This window comes from Pantoea sp. B9002, from assembly GCF_013385945.1.
GTDB lineage: Bacteria > Pseudomonadota > Gammaproteobacteria > Enterobacterales > Enterobacteriaceae > Pantoea.
Genome location: NZ_JACAPA010000013.1, coordinates 18956 through 39169, shown reverse-complemented (window position 1 = coordinate 39169; position 20214 = coordinate 18956). Strand labels below are relative to the sequence as shown.

Sequence of the window (20214 nt, the reverse complement as noted above, 5' to 3'; positions counted from 1 at the left end):
CCGCAACCCGGTTATCGACTACGCGGCGGATAACGTCGGCAGCGTGCGCGATAACCTGCACAACGGCGACACCACCGACGACAGTACGCCAACCCTGCACGGTACCGCCGCCAGCAACGCCGATTTCACCCTGCGTTATCGTCTTGGCAGCGGCAGCTGGACCACTGTTAATCTTACCGCCGACAGCAGCGGCAACTGGAATTGGACGCCGCCAACGCTGGCAAACGGCAACTGGACCTTCGAAGTGCAGAAAGCCGGTCAGAGCGGCTGGACCGGCCTGGGCCTGACCGTTGATACCACGTCTGACCGCACGCCTGTTATCAGCTACGCCGCGGATAACGTCGGCAGCGTGCGCGACAACCTCGGCAACGGCGACACCACCGACGACACCACGCCAACCCTGCACGGCACCGCCGCCGCCAACGGCGCGTTCACCCTGCGCTACCGCCTTGACAGCGGCAGCTGGACCAGCGTCAGTCTCAGCGCTGACAGCAGCGGCAACTGGAGCTGGACGCCGCCAACGCTGGCGAACGGCAACTGGACCTTTGCGGTACAGAAAGCCGGTCAAAGCAACTGGAGCACCCTGGCGTTAACCATTGACACCTTCGCTGACGTGACGCCACTTATCGCCTACGCTGAGGATAACGTGGGTAACGTGCAAACCGACCTGTTCAATAACGACACCACCGACGACACCACGCCAACGCTGCACGGCACCGCTGCACCAAACAGCGAGTTCAGCCTGCGCTATCGTCTGGACACCGGCAGCTGGACCACCATCAAGCTTAACGCTGACCGCAACGGCAACTGGTTCTGGACGCCGTCTGCACTGCAGAACGGCAAATGGACGTTTGGCGTGCAGAAAGCCGGACAGAGTGGCTGGAAAAACATCTCTCTGTTCATTGATTCTGATTCTGACCGCAGCCCGGTTATCGACTATGCCGAGGATAACGTCGGCGCGAAGCAGGATAATGTACTCACCGGCGGCACCACCGATGACGTCACGCCAACCCTGCACGGCACCTCCGGTGCTAATGCTTTGGTCTATCTGCAGGCCAGCAACGGTTCGGAAACTAAAACCTACAGCTTCCACGCAGAATCTTCAGGAGATTGGACTTGGACGCCACCCGCTGACTTAGCATTGGGCAATTGGGCATTCAAGGTAAGTAAAACGGCTAGTAGTGGGTTTGGTGATGCATTTAATTTAAATATATCCACTCAATTAGAACACAATGAGAATTTTAAAATTGATGGTGAGCCGACGATTCGTGATGAAGATCACGTAACGCTGGATTCTGGATTGCGATTTTACGCAAATACTAACATTCCGTTCAAATTCACTGATGGATTCAACGATCTGAATGGTAATTATGTTGCTAGAGAAAACCTCAGAATTTCTAAAGCAACAGGCTATAACTCTGCTTCGCATGTAGACGCACAAAATATTGTTGCAAACGAAATTGAAGTCACCGTATTTTCCATAATCAAACCATCCACATTAAAAATATACACTTTTTACGCCCCATTAAGCGGAGGTAGTAGAAATGCTACGCTCGACCTTGTAATGGAAAATAATGGTTATTATACTTACCGCATTAAAGCGACAGGAGGAGACTCTCTTCACCAATTGATATTCGAGCCTTTCAATACATTAGCTGAAACTGTTTACGTTGTGGATATATCCTGGACAGATCCTTTAAAATCTTCAACTCTTGGAGACCATTACACTTCCACTCCACTTTTAAATGATGAATATGTGGAAGTGCCTTACAGTACTGATATCAAAAATGAAGAAATAGAATTAAATGGTGAAAAGATCGCGAACGAGTCATCATGTATTTTATTAAATAGTAATAAAAACATGATGAGCAGCACGTTAAAAATCGACATTGACGCGTTGCTTCATAGCGGTGAAAAAGATCTGTTTATCGAAGACGGTAAAACCCAGCTGGTGATTAACGGCGATGAAGGCGATGTGGTGCAGCTGGTTGATATTCTGCCGGAAGGCAGCGATATCAGCGAATGGCAGCATCAGGAAGGCACCGTGACCGTTGCTGGCGTGGAATATAATGTATACAGCCACGACGATGCGGAACTGCTGGTGCAGCAAGGGGTGAAAACCGAGCTGATTTAATATCGGGTTAATTAACCACTAAATAACGTTAAATATAAGCCATCGCAAAATTTGTGATGGCTTTTTTATTGCGAATGATAGACCGAATAATCCGTAGCGGCGCGATTTATCGCGCGGATTGAGGGTGATTCGGTGTCCATAATGCGATTGGGCAATCAATTACGCCGTTACGTTGGGTGCGGTGGTTTATATTTATGTTAATAATTAAACCAGCTGCGTATGAATGCGCATCCTATGAAAAAAAATCTCACCCACAATCATAAATTTCATAATTAACCCGTAGGGTCGCCATTAATGGTGACCAGCAACTATCGCTTTGTGCTTTGAGACCTTTCTCGTCTGCGTAAATTACCACTTCGATTACCTTTCCCGCCGGCCTCGCTGTTTTCAGTGCACGCCTCAGCGCGTGGCTGAACACGCAAATCAATACCATTAACTTAAGTTATTAATAGAAGGACCTTTATCGATGGATATTCTTAAATACACCGGAACCCAAATTGCTGAAAAAGCCACCGCCCTTCCGACGCTCGCCGGCAATACCGGTGAGAAAGGCAAAGCGGGCGTAGACGTTCACATCTACATTGGTAACAAACTCTTTACCGTGCCGGTTAACCCAGAAACTGGACTGTTTACCTGGACTGCAACTGAACCTTTTCCGGACGGCGATTACAGCGTCTCGATTTCCACTGTAGACCGCGCCGGCAACGTGAGTCCTCCGACGCTGGTAACCCTGCGCATTGATACCACGCCGCCTGAAGCGCCTGAATTGCTTAGCCTGTACGACGATCAGGGTGGTAAGCAGAGCAGTTTCGATCCAGGCCAAACCACCGACGATAAGCGTCCAAAGCTAACCGGCATCGCGCAGGAAGGCACGCTGGTTTATCTGCGCGACGCAGACGGCAACACTATTGGCAGCGCACGCGCCGATAAAGTCACCGGCAAATGGGAAATGGAGCCCGTTCAGGACCTCAGGGATGGCGACAATAATTTAACGCTGGTTGCAGAAGAAACCTTCGGCGGCGTGACGCGTGAAGGTGCGCCTTCCGCATCCTTTAAGATTGTCGTTGGTGATGATAACGGTGGCGGTGATGGTTCAATTCTGCCTCCAGACACGGTGGCGATTAGTTACGCGATTGATAATGAAGGCACAAATACCGGGATTCTTAACCATGGTGCGCTGACGGATGACAGCACGCCAGAACTGCGTGGTATTGCTTCTGCGGGCAGTACCGTAGTGATTTATTATCGTGAAGCAGGCAGTACAACCTGGACCGGAAGCGCCACTGCGACCGTTGATGGACAGCAATGGTCATGGACTCCATCTGCAGCATTAAGCAGCGGCAGTTATGAATTTCAGGCAAGCATTGGGAATATTTCGTCTGCTCCTTTCATCCTGCAAATCGCGAATCCAACCGAATTGGTTAGTAAAACTGTTATTGAATATGCCATCGATGATGTGGGCCCTAATACCGGATTACTGACAAATGGTGCTATTACTGATGACAATGCGCCGATATTGCATGGTCGTGGAGAAGCAAATAGCAAAATATGGCTTTTTTACCGGAATGATCAAGGAGCATGGTCAGCACTCGGTACCACCATTGTAATGAGTGATGGTAGTTGGGCGTATCAGTCGACAACATTATTACGTGGTGAATACGAGTTCAAAGCGTTGCCTGTTAACGATGCCGACCTGGAAAATAAGTCACTGAACTTGAAAATCATTAGCGAGGGGACGAACGTTCCGGAAATCACCTACGCAAATGATAACGTTGGTGGCTATCGCGGCCCCGTGTATTCTGGCGAAAAAACAGACGATAAAACACCTGAGCTTACAGGCAAAGCTGAAGCCAACAGCATTGTATTTTTAGAGTATCAGAAGAGTGGTGAAGCATGGCAAACAGGATATTCGGTCAAAACTGACTCAAGTGGGCATTGGAACGTCAAAAATATTCCTGAACTTACTGAGGGAAATTGGATATTTCGAGCCAAGAGTGCAGACAATGATGGCTATAGTACAAATTTCCAGTTAACTATACTTAAAGATACTGAAACACAATCTGTTGTTGAAGATTTCGAACGTTTTGATCCAGGAACTAAAATTGCTTCTGGCGCAATAATCAATACCGGAAGAATCAGCTCTAATTATAGAGAAGATTGGACTATCAATAAAATGTTATATATTGCTAAAGGAGAGCAAATTACTTTTGATCTAAATCACTCTACAAGAAATTTCTATTTATCAGTTGAGCGTTTTTCAAATGCCGGAGGCGGAGGCATGATAGCCTACGATGCAGATGGCAACGTAGTGACAGGAATGTCATGGAGTACAGGAAATGGAGATTCAGGTTTTGCTGTCCGCGGAATTTCTCATACTGTTCCTTTTGTAAAAGTAGTCGTTGGTAGTAATTCTGGATTAACAAGTAGAATCGACAATGTCACCTACGAATCAACTGGAAAAGAGAATCCTAACGCATCATGGCTAAATGAAGATATTCAGGATGTAGAAAATAATCCTACACTGTTAATGATGGATTCAAATGATCCTGATTCAGAATTTGAATTAATTCAGACAAAAGAAGAATCATCTGAAGATACTTTAAAACTTACTGGTAAGAATCAGTTAGTTGATTTGGCAGATAATGTTGAGCAATTTGATAAAGTTAATATCATTGATCTCACAGGGACCGGCGACAATACCCTGAAACTGGATCTCACCGCCCTGCTCCAGCACGGCGAAAAAGACCTGTTTATCGAAGACGGTAAAACGCAGCTGGTGGTTAACGGCGATGAAGGCGATGTGGTGCAGTTAGTCGATATTCTGCCGGAAGGCAGCGATATCAGCGAATGGCTGCATCAGGAAGGCACCGTTACTGTTGCGGGTGTGGAATACAACGTTTACAGCCACGACGATGCGGAACTGCTGGTGCAGCAAGGGGTGAAAACTGAATTGGTGTGATTTTTAATTAATCAATTCAGTGTATGATTTTAATTCTGACCACCGTGTTAATTGCGGTGGTTTTTTATTTTACTGTTTTATGCCAGGTCGCCATAAATGGCGACCCTACAAAACCGCGTGTGCATCCGTAGGGTCGCCATTCATGGCGACCTTTATTCCAGACACATAAATAACTCAACCAAACTCCACCGAATTTTGTTTCGAAATTAACGATCTCAACGGTACGCTACTTTTCATAATTGGCGATTTAATCACGATATAACTGAAATACTTGTCGATGCCAATTTGCGCATCCAGCATCTTCTCAATCACTTCCTGGTAATGTTCAATGCTGCGGGTAATAAAGCGTAGCAAATAGTCGTAACCGCCGGTGATTAAATGGCACTCCATTAACTCATCCACTTCGCGCACCGCGTTTTCGAATTTCATAAAATCTTCGCGGCGATGGCCAGAGAGCGTGACTTCGGTAAATACCGTCACAGAATCGGTGATTTTGGTGAGATTGATGTGGGCTTCATAACCGTTGATAAATCCGGCCTGTTCAAGACGCTTCACGCGTTGCAGGCACGGACTGGGCGAAAGCCCAACGGCATCGGCGAGATTGACGTTGCTGATACGGCCATCTTTCTGGAGTTGCACCAGAATATTGATGTCGATGCGGTCGAGTTTCATTAAGCCGTTCATAGCACCCCTCATTGCCAACCGATTAGGTTTAACCTCCCGAAGATATAACACGCTTTAAGGTAAATGTGCTATCTCGTTAACTGGTTATACCAGCGAGAGGTTTTCAAATTACTGCAATAATTTCAATGAGGAAGCGCTTTTTAACCCAGTCGACCGCTGGCGCGCGCCAGCGCGATATCAAAGATATGCAGCGCTTCTTCCAACTGTGAATCGGTGGTCACCAGCGGGGCAAGGAAGCGCACGGTATTGCGATGAATGCCGCACTTAATCAGCAGCAAACCTTCCTGGCAGGCGCTATCGAGAATCTTCTGCGTCAGCGCTGAATCCGGCTTTTTGGTTTCGAAATCAATAATCTCAACCGCCTGCATAAAGCCAATGCCGCGCACATCGCCGATGCAGGCATATTTCTCAGCCAGCTGTTGCAGGCGCGCATTCAGCTGCTCACCCAGCTGATTAGAACGCGCCAGCAGGTTTTCGTTTTCCAGCAGATCCAGCACCGCCAGCGCCGCGGCACAGGCCAGCGCGTTACCGCCATAAGTGCCGCCTAACCCGCCCGGCTGTGGTGCATCCATGATCGCCGCTTTACCTACCACGCCAGAGATCGGCAGGCCGCCGCCGATGCTTTTCGCCACCGTCACCAAATCCGGCTTGATGCCAAGATGCTGGAAGGCGAACATTTTGCCGGTACGACCAAAGCCGGTTTGCACTTCGTCGAGAATCAGCACAATGCCGTGCTTCTCGGTGATACGACGCAGCGCCTGCATAAAGTTGGCACCCGCTTGCAGGAATCCACCGTCGCCCTGCACCGGCTCGATAATGATTGCCGCCACGCGTTCCGGCGCGATCTGCACCGCGAACAGCTGATCCAGCGCTTGCAGGCAATCGTCATCGCTCACGCCATGGAAAGCATTGGGGAACGGCAAACGGTAAATATCGCTCGGGAACGGACCGAAGTTCTGTTTGTACGGCGCGGACATGCCGGTCAGCGTGGTGCCGAGCAGCGTGCGGCCATGGAAGGCGCCGTCGAAGGCGATAATCCCGCTGCGTTTGGTGTGCGCACGCGCAATCTTCACCGCATTTTCTACTGCTTCCGCGCCGCTGGTGAAGAACACGCTTTTGAAATCATCGCCGCCGCCGACCAGCGCATTGAGGCGCTTGGCCAGCTCAATGTAGCCCGGATACGCCACCACCTGAAAACAGGCGTGCGACACCAAGCCGAGCTGTTTGGTCACCGCGTTGACCACCGCCGGATGGTTATGGCCGACGTTGAGCACGCCGATACCGCCGACAAAATCGAGGTAGCGATTGCCCTCAACGTCCCACACTTCGCTGCCTTTCGCCCGTTCGATCACCAGCGGATGTGCGGTGACCACGCCACGTGGCACATGCTGCTCACGCGCGTCCAGTAACAAGCTGTTATCGGAATATGTTTGCTGCTCCGCCATGACATTCTGCATTTTTAAAACCCCTATCCACGTAACGTTCGGTTGGCTCAAGTATCGCAACCCGTTGGTTTCTCACGCTGCTGTAATCCGCCGGGCAGCGGCATTTCCTGTCAAAATCCACCGCCAATCAGCAGGGAAATTTGGCGTTCAGCGCGCTCAATATCCCCGAGTACGATCGATCAGCCCGACCATCGGTTCGCCGCGCTGATAGCGGCGCAGGTTGTCGAGCAGCGCCGCTACTGCGCTGTCGGTTTGTGTCTGGCTGGCAATGTGTGGCGTGAGCCATATTGCCGGATGCTGCCAGAATGGATGTCCGGCGGGCAGCGGCTCGGGATCGGTGACATCAATTACCGCCGCACTGAGTTGCCCGCTTGCCAACGCTGCCAGTAAATCATCTTCATTGAGCTGCGGGCCGCGTCCGACTTGCACCAGCGCTGCATTGTGCGGTAACTGCGCAAACAGCTGCGCGTTGAGCAAGCCGCGCGTGCTGTCGGTGAGCGGCAGCAGGCACACCAGAATGTCGCTGTGGGCAAGGAAATCGCCCAGTTGATCGCTGCCGTGCCAGCAGCGCACGCCGGCGATCTCACGCGGTGTGCGGCTCCAGCCGGCGCAGTCAAATCCGAGTGAAACCAGCTGTTTCAGTGCAGCCTGACCGAGTTCGCCCAAGCCCATCACGCCCACACGGCGCTGGCTGGCGGTGCGAATCGGATGGGTTTGCCACCTTTCTTCGCGCTGCTGCTGGAAGTAGCGCGGCATATCACGATGCAAACCCAGCACGGCAAAGGTGACGTATTCCACCATGCCTTGCGTCAGGCCGGGTTCGATCATGCGTACCACCGGCAAATCGGGCGGCAGTTGGCTGAGATCGAACTGATCGGCGCCCGCCCCCACCGACAGCAGCGCTTTGAGGTTGGGAAATGTGCCCATCAGGTTTTCCGGCGGCTGCCACGCCACCAGCAACTCCACCTGACTGGCATCACCGATATCTGGCCAGATATGCAGTTGAATGTCCGGCGCATGCTGCGCCAGCCAGCGCTGCCAGTGTGCGCCGCGTGTGGCTTCTGATTTGTAGACAATGTGCATCAGGCCATCGCCTGGGTCATCAACCCAAACGCCTGCATCTCACCGGCTTGCGGTGACCACGGCGTTCCCCGAATCATGGTGGTTGGCGCATCAACCTGCACCAATCCCAGCGTCTCCAGCCATGCGGCTAACGGCAGTGCGCCGTCGGTATCGATACGCACAAATTCGCCGCGCAGACCTTGCATCAACGCCGCAACCAGCGTTTGTGCGATGGCGATATTCAGCGCGATCACCGGGCCAATCGCCCAGCCGTGACCGAAGCGGCGCAGGCTGGCAAAGCCGTGCACGCGCTGTTCGGCATCCTGCAGCAGCACGGTTTGAAAATCGGTGATCAGGCTGTTGATCAGCGCGGGACGCCACATGCCGTTAGCCTGGTGATCGAGTTCGATCAGCAGATCGGCGTCTGCGGCTTGCGCGTTACGCAGCGTTAAACCGGCAGGAATGTTGACGGCTGGCACCGCCGCCAGCTCGCGCGTTTGATGCTGCTGAATGTGGCCGGTGACCTCAAAGCCGAGCTTCTGGTACAGCCCTTTGCCCATTTCGGTGGCGTGCAGGCGGATGTTGTAGTCAGGGAATTTCTCCAGCAGCGCCAGCATCAGCTGCTTGCCGGTGCCGCGTCCCTGAAACTGCGGATTCACCACCACCAAGCCGATGGTTGCCGCCTGCTCGCCCCAGCGCCAGCCAAAGGCGCTGCCGACGAATGCGCCGTTTTCTTCAGCGACGACGCCTTCACCCAAGGCCAGCGCCTGCTGCCAGTCTTCGCGGCGGTGCGGCCATTTGAGCTGTTGGGTGATGGCATAGCCGTGTTCGATGTCGTCCTGCGTCATTGCGCGTAGTGTGATCATGGTTTTCCTTTTTGTGTTTCTTCATCGCTGCTTGAGATCGTGCTGGCTGTCTCCAGATCGTGCTGGCTGTCCCCCTCCTCGGTCCTCCCCCATAAATGGGGGAGGAAGATGCTGCAAAATGTTAGTGATGAAGCTGCATGTGGCAGCATCTCCTTCCCCCATTTATGGGGGAAGGCCGGGATGGGGGACAACGAGCACCTTCCAAAAAAACCGCACCTCACTCCGCCTTCAACACCTCTTCGTGCTCATCCAGCCAGCCTTGTCGCAACTCCGGCACGGCGCGTTTCAGGCGTTCGAAATAGAGTTCGCTGGTCGGCTTGTCGTAATCGGCGCGGGCAATCTGCGTCACGATGCGGCCCGATTTCATCACCACGATATCGTCACACACCGCGCGTACCGCGTGCATATCGTGGCTGATAAACAGCACCGACAATCCCAGCTCGCGGCGCAGTTCGCTGATCAAATCCAGCACCGCCGCGGCTACCACGGTATCCAGCGCCGATGTCACTTCATCGCACAAGATCAAATCTGGCTCGGCGGCCAGCGCACGCGCCAGATTGACGCGCTGCTTCTGCCCGCCCGACAGCGCCCAAGGACGTCGCCACAGCACGCTGCGCGGCAGTTTGACCAAATCCAACAGCTGATGCAGCCGCGCCTTAAGCGCCGGGCCTTTCAAGCCGTGGAACAGCACCAGCGGACGCGACAGAATCTGCTCGACGCTGTGCGCCGGGTTGAGTGCGGTATCGGCCATCTGGAACACATATTGAATGCGGCGCAGCTCATTGTCCGGGCGCTTATGCATATCGCCGTTGATGTAGTGACCGTTAAACAGAATATGGCCGTGGCTCGGCGCGTTCAGCCCGGCAATAGCGTGCGCCAGCGTGGTTTTACCCGAGCCGGATTCGCCAATAATGCCAATCGCCTGGCCTTTCCACAGCTTCAGATTGATGTCTTCAAGAATGCGGATTTTCGAATGCCCGTTGCTGTCGCGCGGGCCGTAACCGGCGCTGAGATCGCGCACTTCCATCAGCGGCTGCATATCGGCATCGGCACAGGTCCAATTGCTCGGACGCTCTTTCTGCCGCGCCGCATCCATCAGCAACTGCGTGTATTCCGCCTGCGGTGCGCCAATCAGCCGTTCGGTGGTGCCGTACTCGGCCATCTGACCGCGCAGCAGCACCAGAATGCGGTCGGCCATCTGCGCCACTACCGCTAAATCGTGGCTGACGTAAATCGCCGTCACGCCACGCTGTGCCACCACGCGACGAAACGCTTTCAGCACTTCCACCTGGGTGGTGACATCCAGCGCAGTGGTCGGTTCGTCGAGGATCACCACATCGGGATCGCCAATCAGCGCCATTGCGGTCATTAAACGTTGCAGCTGACCGCCGGAAACCTGATGCGGAAAGCGATCGCCGATGGTGTCGGGATTAGGCAGCGCCAACTCGCGGAAAAGCGCAATCGCCTTCTGTTTGGCGTCTTTGCGCTTCATGGTGCCGTGAATCACTACCGGCTCAATCACCTGATCGAGAATGCGCATGCCGGGATTAAACGACGCCGCCGCACTCTGCGCGATGTACGCTACTTTGTTGCCGCGAAACTCGCGCAGCTGGCCCGGCGACAGGCTGCGCACATCAGTGCCAGCCATGTGAATATTGCCGTCGGCGATGCGACAGCCGTGGCGCGCATAGCCCATCAGCGCCATCGCGATGGTGGTTTTGCCAGAGCCGGATTCACCAATCAGCGCCAGCACTTCGCCCTTCTGCACCGTGAAACGAATATCTGAAACCAGATCGATCTCTTCACCTTTGTCGGTCTGCGCCGTGACGCGCAGGTTCTCAACCGAGATCACCGGCATAGCGGTATGTGGCGTCACGTTCATGCTCCCTCCTTCGCCAGCGTCAACGGACGCATCTGCTGCAGGCTATCGATAAACAGGTTCGCGCCAATGGTCAGGCTGGCGATGGCCACCGCCGGCATCAGCACCGCCGGTGAGCCGTTGAACAAGCCCTGTAAGTTCTCGCGCACCAGCGTGCCCCAATCCGCATACGGCGGCTGCACGCCGAGGCCGAGGAAGCTCAATCCGCTTAACAGCAGCACGATGTAGACAAAGCGCAGGCCAAAGTCGGTGAGCATCGGATGCACCATATTTGGCAGGATGTCGTGGATCGCCACGTACCAGCGGCTTTCACCGCGCAGACGCGAAGCACGCACGTAATCCATATTGCGCAGGCTGCTGGCCATGGCGAAGGCGATACGGAACGCGCCGGGCCAGTAGGTAAAGATGGCGGTCAGAATCAGCATCGGCAGTGAAGAGCCGAACACCGCAACAATCATCAGCGACAGCACTTTGCCTGGCAGCACCAGCAGCGCATCGTTGACGCGACCGAGTAACTCTTCCAGCCAGCGTCCCGCCACCGCCGCCAGCAGCGCCAGCAAGGTGCCGATAATGCTGGCACAAAGCGCGGCAGTAAGCGCCAGGCCGATGGAGAATTTCGCGCCATACAGAATGCGGCTGAGGATATCGCGGCCAAGGTAATCGGTACCGAGCATATTGGCAGAGGTCATGCCGCCGAGCATCGGCCCGCCGCCAATGTCTTCGACGCTGTGCGGCGCCAGTTGGGTGCCAAACAGCGCCATCAACAGCCAGAACAGCGAGATCAGCAGGCCGATGCGGCCCGAAAGCGACAGCGCCTGAAACAGACGCACAGGAAGCAGTAAGCTATTCATCAGCTTCTCCATTTCGGGTTAAAGGCGATGGTGAGAATATCGGCCGCCAGCAGCAGCACCAGATAACAGGCGGCGAACAGCATCACGCACAGCTGCACCACCGGCAGATCGCGGTTGCTAACCGCATCAACCAGCGCACTCGCCAGGCCCGGATAACTAAAGATCGATTCGATGATGATCACCCCGCCGAACAGATACGACAGGCTGAGCGAGATGGCGTTGGCAATCGGCCCGACCGCATTCGGCAGCGCGTGACGCAATACCGCGCGCAACGGCGAGACGCCTTTCAGCAGCGCCATTTCCAGATACGGGCTGTCGAGTTGGTTGATGATGGCGGAACGCGTCATTCGTGCCATCTGTGCCACCAGCACGCAGCACAGCGTTAACACCGGCAGCGCGTAGGCTTTCAGATAGCTGATCACATCCATGTCCGGGCTGCCGAACGACATCGCCGACACCCAATGCAGTTTCACCGCGAAGATCAGCACCGCCACCGTCGCCACCAGAAACTCCGGTACCGCAACGGTTGCCATGGTGCTGATCACCAGGAAGCGATCCAGTGCGGAACCGCGATTCATCGCCGCCACGATGCCAATAATCAGCGCCAGCGGCACGCAAATCACCGTGGTGATGCCCGCCAGTTCCAACGTGGCGGGAATGCGCTGCTCCACCAGCTGCAACACCGGCAGATGGCTGGCGAACGAGGTGCCAAAATCACCCTGCAACATGCCGGTGAGCCACGTGAAGTAGCGCACCAGCAGCGGCTGATCGAGGCCCAGCTGCTGGCGTAACGCCGCCACCGTTTCCGGCGTGGCGTTTTGCCCCAAAATCATCTGCGCCGCGTCGCCGGGCAGCAGGCTGGTGATAAAGAACACCACCGCCGAGACGATAAGCAAGGTCAGGATGCCCGCGCCGGTGCGCCGGGCAATCAGGAACAACATGTATCGGTTCATCGGCGATCTCCTGTTACAGAAAATTCAATACCCGCACATTCCGTAGCGGCGCGATTTATCGCGTTCTTTTGACCTTTTTATCGCGGTAAAAATGCGCAATAAATTGCGCCGCTACGATACGTTGACGCTGTGGAATCAGGCATTTAGCCAGGCGAACTCGTGGAAGCGATAACCCATCATCATGCCGCTTGGCCAGGCTTCCACGCCGCCGACTTTCTTGCTGTAACCGTCGGTGGAGCTGATAAAGGTTGGGATGATGGTGCCGCAGTGATCGTAAATCAGCTTCTGCATGTCACCGTACATCTGCTTGCGTTTGGTCTGCTCGCGCTCGCCGCGCGCCGCCACCACTAACTGGTCAAACTGTTCATTCTTCCAGCCCGATTCGTTGTTCGACGCGGTGGAGAGATAGAACTGCGAGAACAGCATATCCAGCGTCGGGCGCGGGTTGATTGAGCCGTAGCCAACCGGATCTTTGGTCCAGTGCGTTGACCAGTAACCGTCATACGGCACGCGGCGCACTTTGATATTCAGGCCGGTGCTGCGCGAAACCTGCTGAATCAGCTGGCCGCCCTCCACCGAGCCTTCAATGTTTGGCGTGGTGATGATCTCCACCGTCGCGCCTTTCATACCGGCTTTCTCGATGTGGAATTTGGCTTTCTCGGCATCGAGCGGACGCGGTTTGAGATCGGCGTTATACAGCGGATGCCATGGCGGCACTGGCGTATCGTTACTGACATCGCCATAACCTTGCAGCACGGTTTTCACCAGAATCTCGCGCGGTTGCAGATATTTCATCGCCAGCACGAAATCTTCGTTGCTGCCTGGCTTCACGTCGGTGCGCACAATCAGGTTGGTGTACATGCCGGATTTACTCTCCAGCACGCCGAAATCAGAGGTGGCTTTGATACGGTTGCAGTCAGCGGCGCTCAGGGTGGAAACGATGTGCAAATCGCCGGACATCAGGGCATTGACGCGCGCAGCCTGATCGGTCACGCCCAGCAGTTCCACTTCATCGAGGTGCGGCAAACCTGGCTTGTAGTAGTTCGGGTTTTTCACCCCCACCGAACGCACGCCTGGCGTGAACTCTTTCAGCTTGAACGGCCCGGTGCCGATGCCTTTGCTGAAGTCTTTGGTGCCGTCCTGCACAATCAGGAATGGCGCGCTGGCCAGCATAAACGGCACGTCAAAGTTGGCCTGGCTCAGTTCCAGCGTCAGTTCGTTATCATTAACTGCGGTGAAGGTTTTGAACTGATCGGCCAGCTTGAAGGCGTTGGAGGCCACGGCGGGATCTTTGTGGCGGCTCAGCGAGTAAATCACGTCTTTCGCGGTCAGGGGTTTGCCATCGTGGAAAGTGACGCCTTTGCGCAGTTTGATCTGCCAGGTAATGCCGTCGCTGGAATCAATCGATTCAGCCAGCGCCGGTTGCACCGCGAGGCTTTTATCCAGCTCGGTTAGACCGCTGTAGACCATGAACTGACGGGTGTAATCGCCGCTGTTGTTGCCTTTGGCGGGATCGAGCGTGTCGGTAGCCGACGCGTTGGACATGGCCGCGCGCAGCTTGCCGCCTTTTACCGGTGTGGTCGCCGCAAAACTCATCTGCGGGAAACCAATAATGCCGCTGCTCATTACGGCACCGGCTGACAACAACTTCATCAGGCCACGGCGCGACATCGATCCTTCGGTCAACATGCGCGTCAGGGCCGGATTTACAGCGTCAGACTCTTTATCGAATTTACTCATCTGCACACCCTCAATATGAATTGTTGTTGATTTCGTTTTTGTCATTTGGCCAGGTCACCCTAAATGGCCGCATAACCGCTACGACAACCGATCCTTGGCTTTGTAATACAAACCCGCGAGGGGCAAAAACCACGGTTTGCCGTGGTAACCGGGCAGCGCAGGCCAGCTGTCGCGCTGCCACGGATTTTCGTTGCGTTTCTCTGCCAATAAATCGGCCATCACGCGGCCCATCCACACCGACATCTGCGTCCCGTGACCGCTGTAGCCCATTGAATAGAACACACCATCCTGTTCACCGGCGTGCGGCAGGCGGTCGGCGGTCATATCCACCATGCCGCCCCAGCAATAATCGATGCGCGATTTGCCCAACTGCGGGAACAGCGCGGTCATCGCCGCGCGCAGCACATCGCCGCTGCGCGTATCAGAGGTAGGATTGCTCACCGCGAAACGTGCGCGGCCACCAAACACCAACCGACGGTCGGCGGTGGTACGGAAGTAGTTGCCGATATTCAGCGAGGTCACATAGGTGCGATCTTTTGGCAGCACCTGATTGATCAGTTCGTCGCCCAGCGGTTCGGTGACCACAATAAAGCTGCCAACCGGCACGATGCGGCGCTGGAACCACGGAAACGGCCCTTCGTTGGAGACGCCGGTGGCCATCATCACTTTGTCGGCGATGATCTCGCCCTGCGCGGTGGTGACGCGGTGGCGATAGCCATCAAGGCGCGTTAAGCCGGTGACCGCGTGGTGCGGGAAGATTTTTGCCCCGCTGCGCGCCGCCGCTTCGGCCAGGCCCACACCGAATTTGCCCATGTGCATCTGGCCGCCGCGCTTTTGCAGCAGGCCGCCGTGGAAGCTGTCGCTGCCCACTTCACGGCGGATATCATCTTTGCCGATCAGCTCGATTTCCGGATCGACGGTATCGCGCATTAACTGCCAGGCGCTGCGTAATCCGGGAAAGTGCGAGGCTTTGCTGGCGAGCTTGAGTTTGCCGCACAGGCGGAAATCGCAATCAATCTGCTCTTCGCGCACCAGCTGTTCGACGTAGCTCACCGCATCGTCATAGGCACGATAGAAGCGGCTGGCCTGCTCGATTCCCTGGCTCTCCACCAGCGAGGCGAAGTTCTGCGCCACACCGGTATTGCAGTGTCCACCGTTACGCGCTGACGCCTGGCTCATCACCTCGCCGCTCTCCAGCAGCACCACGTTGATGCCGCTGCGCGCCAGGTTGAGCGCCGTCGAGACGCCGGTAAAACCGCCGCCAATCACCACCACCTCAGCGGTGCTCGGCAGTGCGCCAGTGGCAGCGCCGCTAAAGGTGGGTGCTGTGGCTTGCCAGAATGATTCGAGTTTCATCGCCGCCTCCGGGCTTAGAGTCCAACCACAGCGGGCAGACCGCCGATATCGTTGATTTCGGTGTATTGATACGCCGGGTTAGCCGGATCGTGGCCGCGATTGACCCACACTTTGTTTTTGATGCCCATGTCGTAGCAGGTCATCAGGTCGTAACGCAGGCTGGAGGAGACATGCAGAATCTCTTCCGGGCCGCAGTTCAGCTTGTCCAGCATGTACTCGAAGCCTTTCATCTGCGGTTTATACGCGCCCACTTCTTCGGCGGTGATGGTCATATGAATCGGCGCGCCCAGACGCGGCACGTGATGCGGGATCAGGTCATTCATCGAGTTGGTGAGCAGTACCAGCGGGAACTCTTTCGCTACTTTGGCCAGACCGGCGGGCACGTCAGGATGCGGGCCCCAGGTGGCGCAATCGGTGTAGATAAAGTCGCTGTCGGCCTGGCTCCACGTCACGCCCCACTTTTTGCAGGTGCGCGCTAACGCATCGCTGACCACGTCGTAATACGGCTTCCACGCGCCCAGCACTTCGTCGAAACGGTAACGGGCGAAATCGGTGGTGAACGCCGGCATCTCCTGCGCGGATACGCGATCGTTGAAGCAGCGTTCGGCTGCGCCTGCCATGTCAAAATTGATCAGGGTGCCGTAGCAATCAAAGGTGATGAATTTCGGTTTAAACAGTGCCATGAAGCGACCTCGCAGTTGAGAACACAAAATTAGAAATCGATTAACACGCTCTTCTGGCGCTGACAGGCCTGGAATGCCTGACGTCCCAGATCCTTGCCAATGCCCGAGCCGAGGAAGCCGCCGGTCGGGATAATGAAATCGCCGGAGCGGCCGTAGCGATTGACCCACACGGTGCCGGATTCCAGCGCGCGCACCGCACGCAGCGCCCGTGGCAGACTCAACGTATGCACGCCCGCGCACAGGCCGTAAATGTCGTGTGCCGCCAGCGCCAGCCCTTCCTCTTCATCGTCAAACGGTTGCACGGTGAGCACCGGGCCAAAAATTTCCTGCTGCACCGCCGGATTATCGTTGGCCACGCCGCACAGCAGCGTTGGCTGCCAGAACCAGCCTTCTGCGGTGTCGGCGAAGCGTTCGCCACCCACCAGCACTTCAGCGCCCTGCGCTTTGGCATCGGCAATCACCGACGCCACTTTGTTGCCCTGACGCTCGTCGATGAGCGGCGCATAGCGGCTGCTCTCTTGCCAGGTCACGCCCGGACGCGGCTGCTGACAGAGCGCCACCAATCTATCCAGCAACGGCTGCGCAATGCCGCGCTGCACAATCAAACGGGTTCCAGCGACGCACGCCTGGCCGCCGTTGGCGGTGAAGCCGCGCAGAATACGCTGCGCTAAAACATCAATATCTCCGGCATCGTCGAACACCAGCTGCGGACTTTTACCGCCCAGCTCCAGCGTCACCGGTTTCATGCCGTGCTGCGCGATATCAGCCATGATGCGTCCACCGGTAACGGTTGAGCCGGTAAAGGAGACTTTGCGCACCAGCGGATGCGTCACTAATGCGTGGCCGGTCACCGCGCCGCTGCCTTGGACGATATTCAACACGCCCGCCGGTAATCCGGCCTGCACCGCCAGTTCGGCCATGCGCACGGTAGAAAAAGGCGTCAGTTCAGAAGGTTTGAGTACCACCGCATTGCCGGCGGCCAGCGCCGGGCCGCACTTCCACGACGCCATCGACAGCGGGAAATTCCACGGCGTGATCGCGCCGATCACACCGTACGGCTCGGCAATCAGCATGCCGAGGCTGCTTTCCTGAGTCGGGAACAGGTCGCCGCTGTATTTGTCGGCACACTCGGCGTAGAAGCGAATGGCTTCGGCGGTGAAAGGGATTTCGTGCTGGATGACATCGCTGATCGGGCGCGTTGAACCGAGAGATTCGAGCTGCGCCAGTAGCGGATCGCTCTCGATCAGATCGGCCCAGCGACGCATGATTTTGCCGCGCTCACGCGGTGCACAGCTGCGCCAGCCGCTGGTTTGAAGCGCCTGATGCGCGGTGGCGACGGCGCGATCTACATCCTCAATCTGCGCTTCGGTGAGTTCGGCATAGACTTTGCCATCCGACGGACGTTTAACGGCAAAACGCGCGCCCGCCGTTTTAAGATGTTGCCCGCCAATATAATGACCGGCAGGAAGTAAAACTTTTTCAGGGTCGAAACTTAACATGGAAAATTCCTTATTTGTTACACCCATCACAGACGCGCTAATTAACGAATTGCACTGCGTTTTTCTGTCACGCTAATAAGCTAATGCAGAAAGTATGCCAGCCCAGTGAAAAATAAAAATGCGTAAAAAACAGCGCAAAAAAATTTTCTGCCGTATTGGTGAGCGAAATTTTGCGGAATTGCCGAAGGAATAAACAGATGATTTACTTCACAAAATATGTGCATCGCGGCGGTGCAATGCGCATGAAACTTGCACTAAAACGGGGATAGGCGGGAAAGTATGACGCGACGCACAAAATAAAACAGCGCCGCGAACCTGGGGTTGCGGCGCTGTTTATTCACTGTGGGATTGCGCAATAAATTGCGCCGCTACGGTAAGTGCACGAATTTGTAGCGGCGCGATTTATCGCGCATTTTTGATTTTAAAGACTGCCAATATGAAACGTCTTTTGTTCTAAATATTCTTCGATACCGTAACGCGATCCTTCACGTCCTAATCCGGATAATTTAATTCCGCCAAAGGGTGCGGCGTCTAATGAAATTGCACCGGTATTAAATCCGACCATGCCAAATTCTAATGATTCTGCCACGCGCCATGCCCGGCGAATATTTTCGGTGAAGAAATATGCACCGAGTCCATAAGGTGTGTCATTCGCCATGCGGATCGCCTCTTCTTCCGTGTCGAAGACAAACAGCGGAGCCACCGGGCCGAAGGTTTCTTCATGTGCAATACGCATGCTGCTGGTGACGTTGCCCAACACCGTGGGCTCGACAAAGGTGCCGTTTGGCGCACTGATGCCGCCACGCAGCAAGGTCGCGCCCTGGCTGAGCGCGTCGTCGATATGGCTGTTAACCTTCTCCACCGCGCGGTCGTTGATCAGCGGCCCGATGGTGCTGTCAGGTGCAAAACCGTCGCCGACTTTCAACGTGGATACCGCTGCCAGCAAGCGCTCGCTGAAACGCTCGTAGATGCCGCGCTGCACCAGAATGCGGTTGGCGCAGACGCAGGTTTGTCCGGCATTGCGGAATTTACTCGCCATCACGCCGGGGATGGTCACGTCGAGATCGGCATCATCGAACACAATCAACGGCGCGTTGCCGCCCAGCTCGAGGCTCAGGCGCTTGATGCTGTCGGCGCTCTGCTGCATCAACAGCTGACCGACGCGGGTGGAACCGGTAAAGGAGATTTTGCGCACCGTGCGACTGGCGGTCAGCGTGCTGCCAATCTCGGTCGGCAAACCGGTCAGCACCTGTAAGACGCCGCTCGGGAAACCGGCGCGTTCGGCTAGCACCGCCAACGCCAGCGCCGACAGCGGTGTTAACTCCGACGGCTTAACAATAATCGGGCAGCCTGCGGCGAGCGCGGGCGCGACTTTGCGAGTGATCATCGCAATCGGGAAGTTCCACGGCGTGATGGCTGCCGCCACACCAACCGGCTGCTTCAGCACCAGAATGCGGCGATCGTCGCTCGGCGCGGGAATGGTGTCGCCGTAAATGCGGCGCGCCTCTTCCGCGAACCACTTCACAAAGCTGGCGCCATACAGCACTTCGCCTTTGGCTTCCGCCAGCGGTTTGCCTTGCTCGGCGGTCATGATAATGGCCAGATCGTCGGCATTATCAATTATCAGCTGATGCCATTTTTCCAGCAGCGCCGCACGCGTGGCGTTGGGGGTTTTGCCCCAGCTGACGCGCACCGATTCGGCATATTCTATCGCCTGCGCGGTTTCCGCCGCACCCAATGCCGGAATGGTGGCAATCGGCTGCTGCGTGCCGGGATCGATCACCTGCAGCGTTGCGCCCTGATGCGCATCCTGCCAGCGACCACCAAACAGCGCCTGCTGGCGCAGTAATTCCGTATCTTTCAGTTGAATTCGCGACATGACAATCCCCTGTATCTTCGTCATTTCACTGTAACGTGAGGCGACAGCGCAGGATGTTTTTCTGGTGGAGGGAATCAGTGGCGGTGCGTGTTTTGTGACGGGAAAAGAAATTTTATGCTGTGTGGGGGAAGGTCGCCATGAATGGCGACCCTACGGAGGTTTGGTGCGGTTTGTAATGTCGCCGAAGCTTCGGTTTTGTAGGGTCGCCATTTATGGCGACCGGA

At 55.5% G+C, this 20214-nt stretch carries 14 protein-coding genes; 2 read left to right on the top strand and 12 right to left on the bottom strand.

Translation table 11 applies throughout. The annotated features are described in order from the left end of the window. Positions 1–2134: Ig-like domain-containing protein (locus tag HX773_RS10485; protein WP_176971459.1), on the top strand; the 2134-nt coding region annotated here is incomplete at its 5' end. A gap of 466 nt (positions 2135–2600) precedes the next feature. After that, positions 2601–5093 (top strand): Ig-like domain-containing protein, encoded by a 2493-nt coding sequence (locus tag HX773_RS10480; protein WP_176971458.1) that lies wholly within the window; start codon positions 2601–2603, stop codon positions 5091–5093. A 174-nt stretch (positions 5094–5267) separates the two neighbouring features. On the opposite strand, the gene HX773_RS10475 is transcribed toward HX773_RS10480, so the two are convergent. The 12 genes from HX773_RS10475 to HX773_RS10420 all read right to left on the bottom strand — a co-directional run bounded on the left by HX773_RS10475 (position 5268) and on the right by HX773_RS10420 (position 19990). After that, complete coding sequence (locus tag HX773_RS10475; protein WP_008109584.1) at positions 5268–5777, bottom strand: Lrp/AsnC family transcriptional regulator; 510 nt, start codon at positions 5775–5777, stop codon at positions 5268–5270. Positions 5778–5917: 140 nt separating this feature from the next. Further along, the gene (gene gabT, locus HX773_RS10470) at positions 5918–7234 is read right to left on the bottom strand and encodes a 4-aminobutyrate--2-oxoglutarate transaminase (RefSeq protein WP_176971457.1); all 1317 of its coding nucleotides are present in this window, start codon (positions 7232–7234) and stop codon (positions 5918–5920) included. Positions 7235–7378: 144 nt separating this feature from the next. After that, positions 7379–8305 (bottom strand): glyoxylate/hydroxypyruvate reductase A, encoded by a 927-nt coding sequence (locus HX773_RS10465; RefSeq protein WP_176971456.1) that lies wholly within the window; start codon positions 8303–8305, stop codon positions 7379–7381. After that, on the bottom strand, positions 8305–9150 hold the full coding sequence (locus HX773_RS10460) for a GNAT family N-acetyltransferase (protein WP_176971455.1): 846 nt from the start codon (positions 9148–9150) through the stop codon (positions 8305–8307). Before HX773_RS10460 ends, HX773_RS10465 begins: the two co-directional genes overlap by 1 nt. Positions 9151–9367: 217 nt before the next feature. Then, positions 9368–11032, bottom strand: a complete 1665-nt coding sequence (locus HX773_RS10455) for an ABC transporter ATP-binding protein (RefSeq protein WP_176971454.1) — start codon at positions 11030–11032, stop codon at positions 9368–9370. Further along, the gene (locus tag HX773_RS10450) at positions 11029–11880 is read right to left on the bottom strand and encodes an ABC transporter permease (RefSeq protein ID WP_176971453.1); all 852 of its coding nucleotides are present in this window, start codon (positions 11878–11880) and stop codon (positions 11029–11031) included. Before HX773_RS10450 ends, HX773_RS10455 begins: the two co-directional genes overlap by 4 nt. Then, positions 11880–12833, bottom strand: coding sequence for an ABC transporter permease (locus HX773_RS10445; RefSeq protein WP_176971452.1), 954 nt, complete (start codon positions 12831–12833; stop codon positions 11880–11882). The genes HX773_RS10450 and HX773_RS10445 overlap by 1 nt, the downstream gene beginning before the upstream one ends. A 135-nt stretch (positions 12834–12968) precedes the next feature. Next, positions 12969–14573, bottom strand: coding sequence for an ABC transporter substrate-binding protein (locus tag HX773_RS10440; protein WP_176971451.1), 1605 nt, complete (start codon positions 14571–14573; stop codon positions 12969–12971). Positions 14574–14651: 78 nt separating this feature from the next. Continuing rightward, a complete protein-coding gene (locus HX773_RS10435) occupies positions 14652–15929 on the bottom strand; it encodes an FAD-binding oxidoreductase (RefSeq protein ID WP_176971450.1) in 1278 nt (425 codons plus the stop codon). 14 nt (positions 15930–15943) lie between these two features. Continuing rightward, positions 15944–16612: a haloacid dehalogenase type II gene (locus HX773_RS10430; protein ID WP_176971449.1), complete on the bottom strand. Its 669-nt coding sequence runs from the start codon at positions 16610–16612 to the stop codon at positions 15944–15946. 29 nt (positions 16613–16641) lie between these two features. Continuing rightward, on the bottom strand, positions 16642–18111 hold the full coding sequence (locus tag HX773_RS10425; RefSeq protein WP_176971448.1) for an aldehyde dehydrogenase: 1470 nt from the start codon (positions 18109–18111) through the stop codon (positions 16642–16644). 421 nt (positions 18112–18532) lie between these two features. Further along, positions 18533–19990 carry an NAD-dependent succinate-semialdehyde dehydrogenase gene (locus tag HX773_RS10420; protein ID WP_176971447.1) on the bottom strand — a complete coding sequence of 486 codons (1458 nt, stop codon included), beginning with the start codon at positions 19988–19990 and terminating at the stop codon, positions 18533–18535. Between the last annotated feature and the right edge of the window lie 224 nt (positions 19991–20214).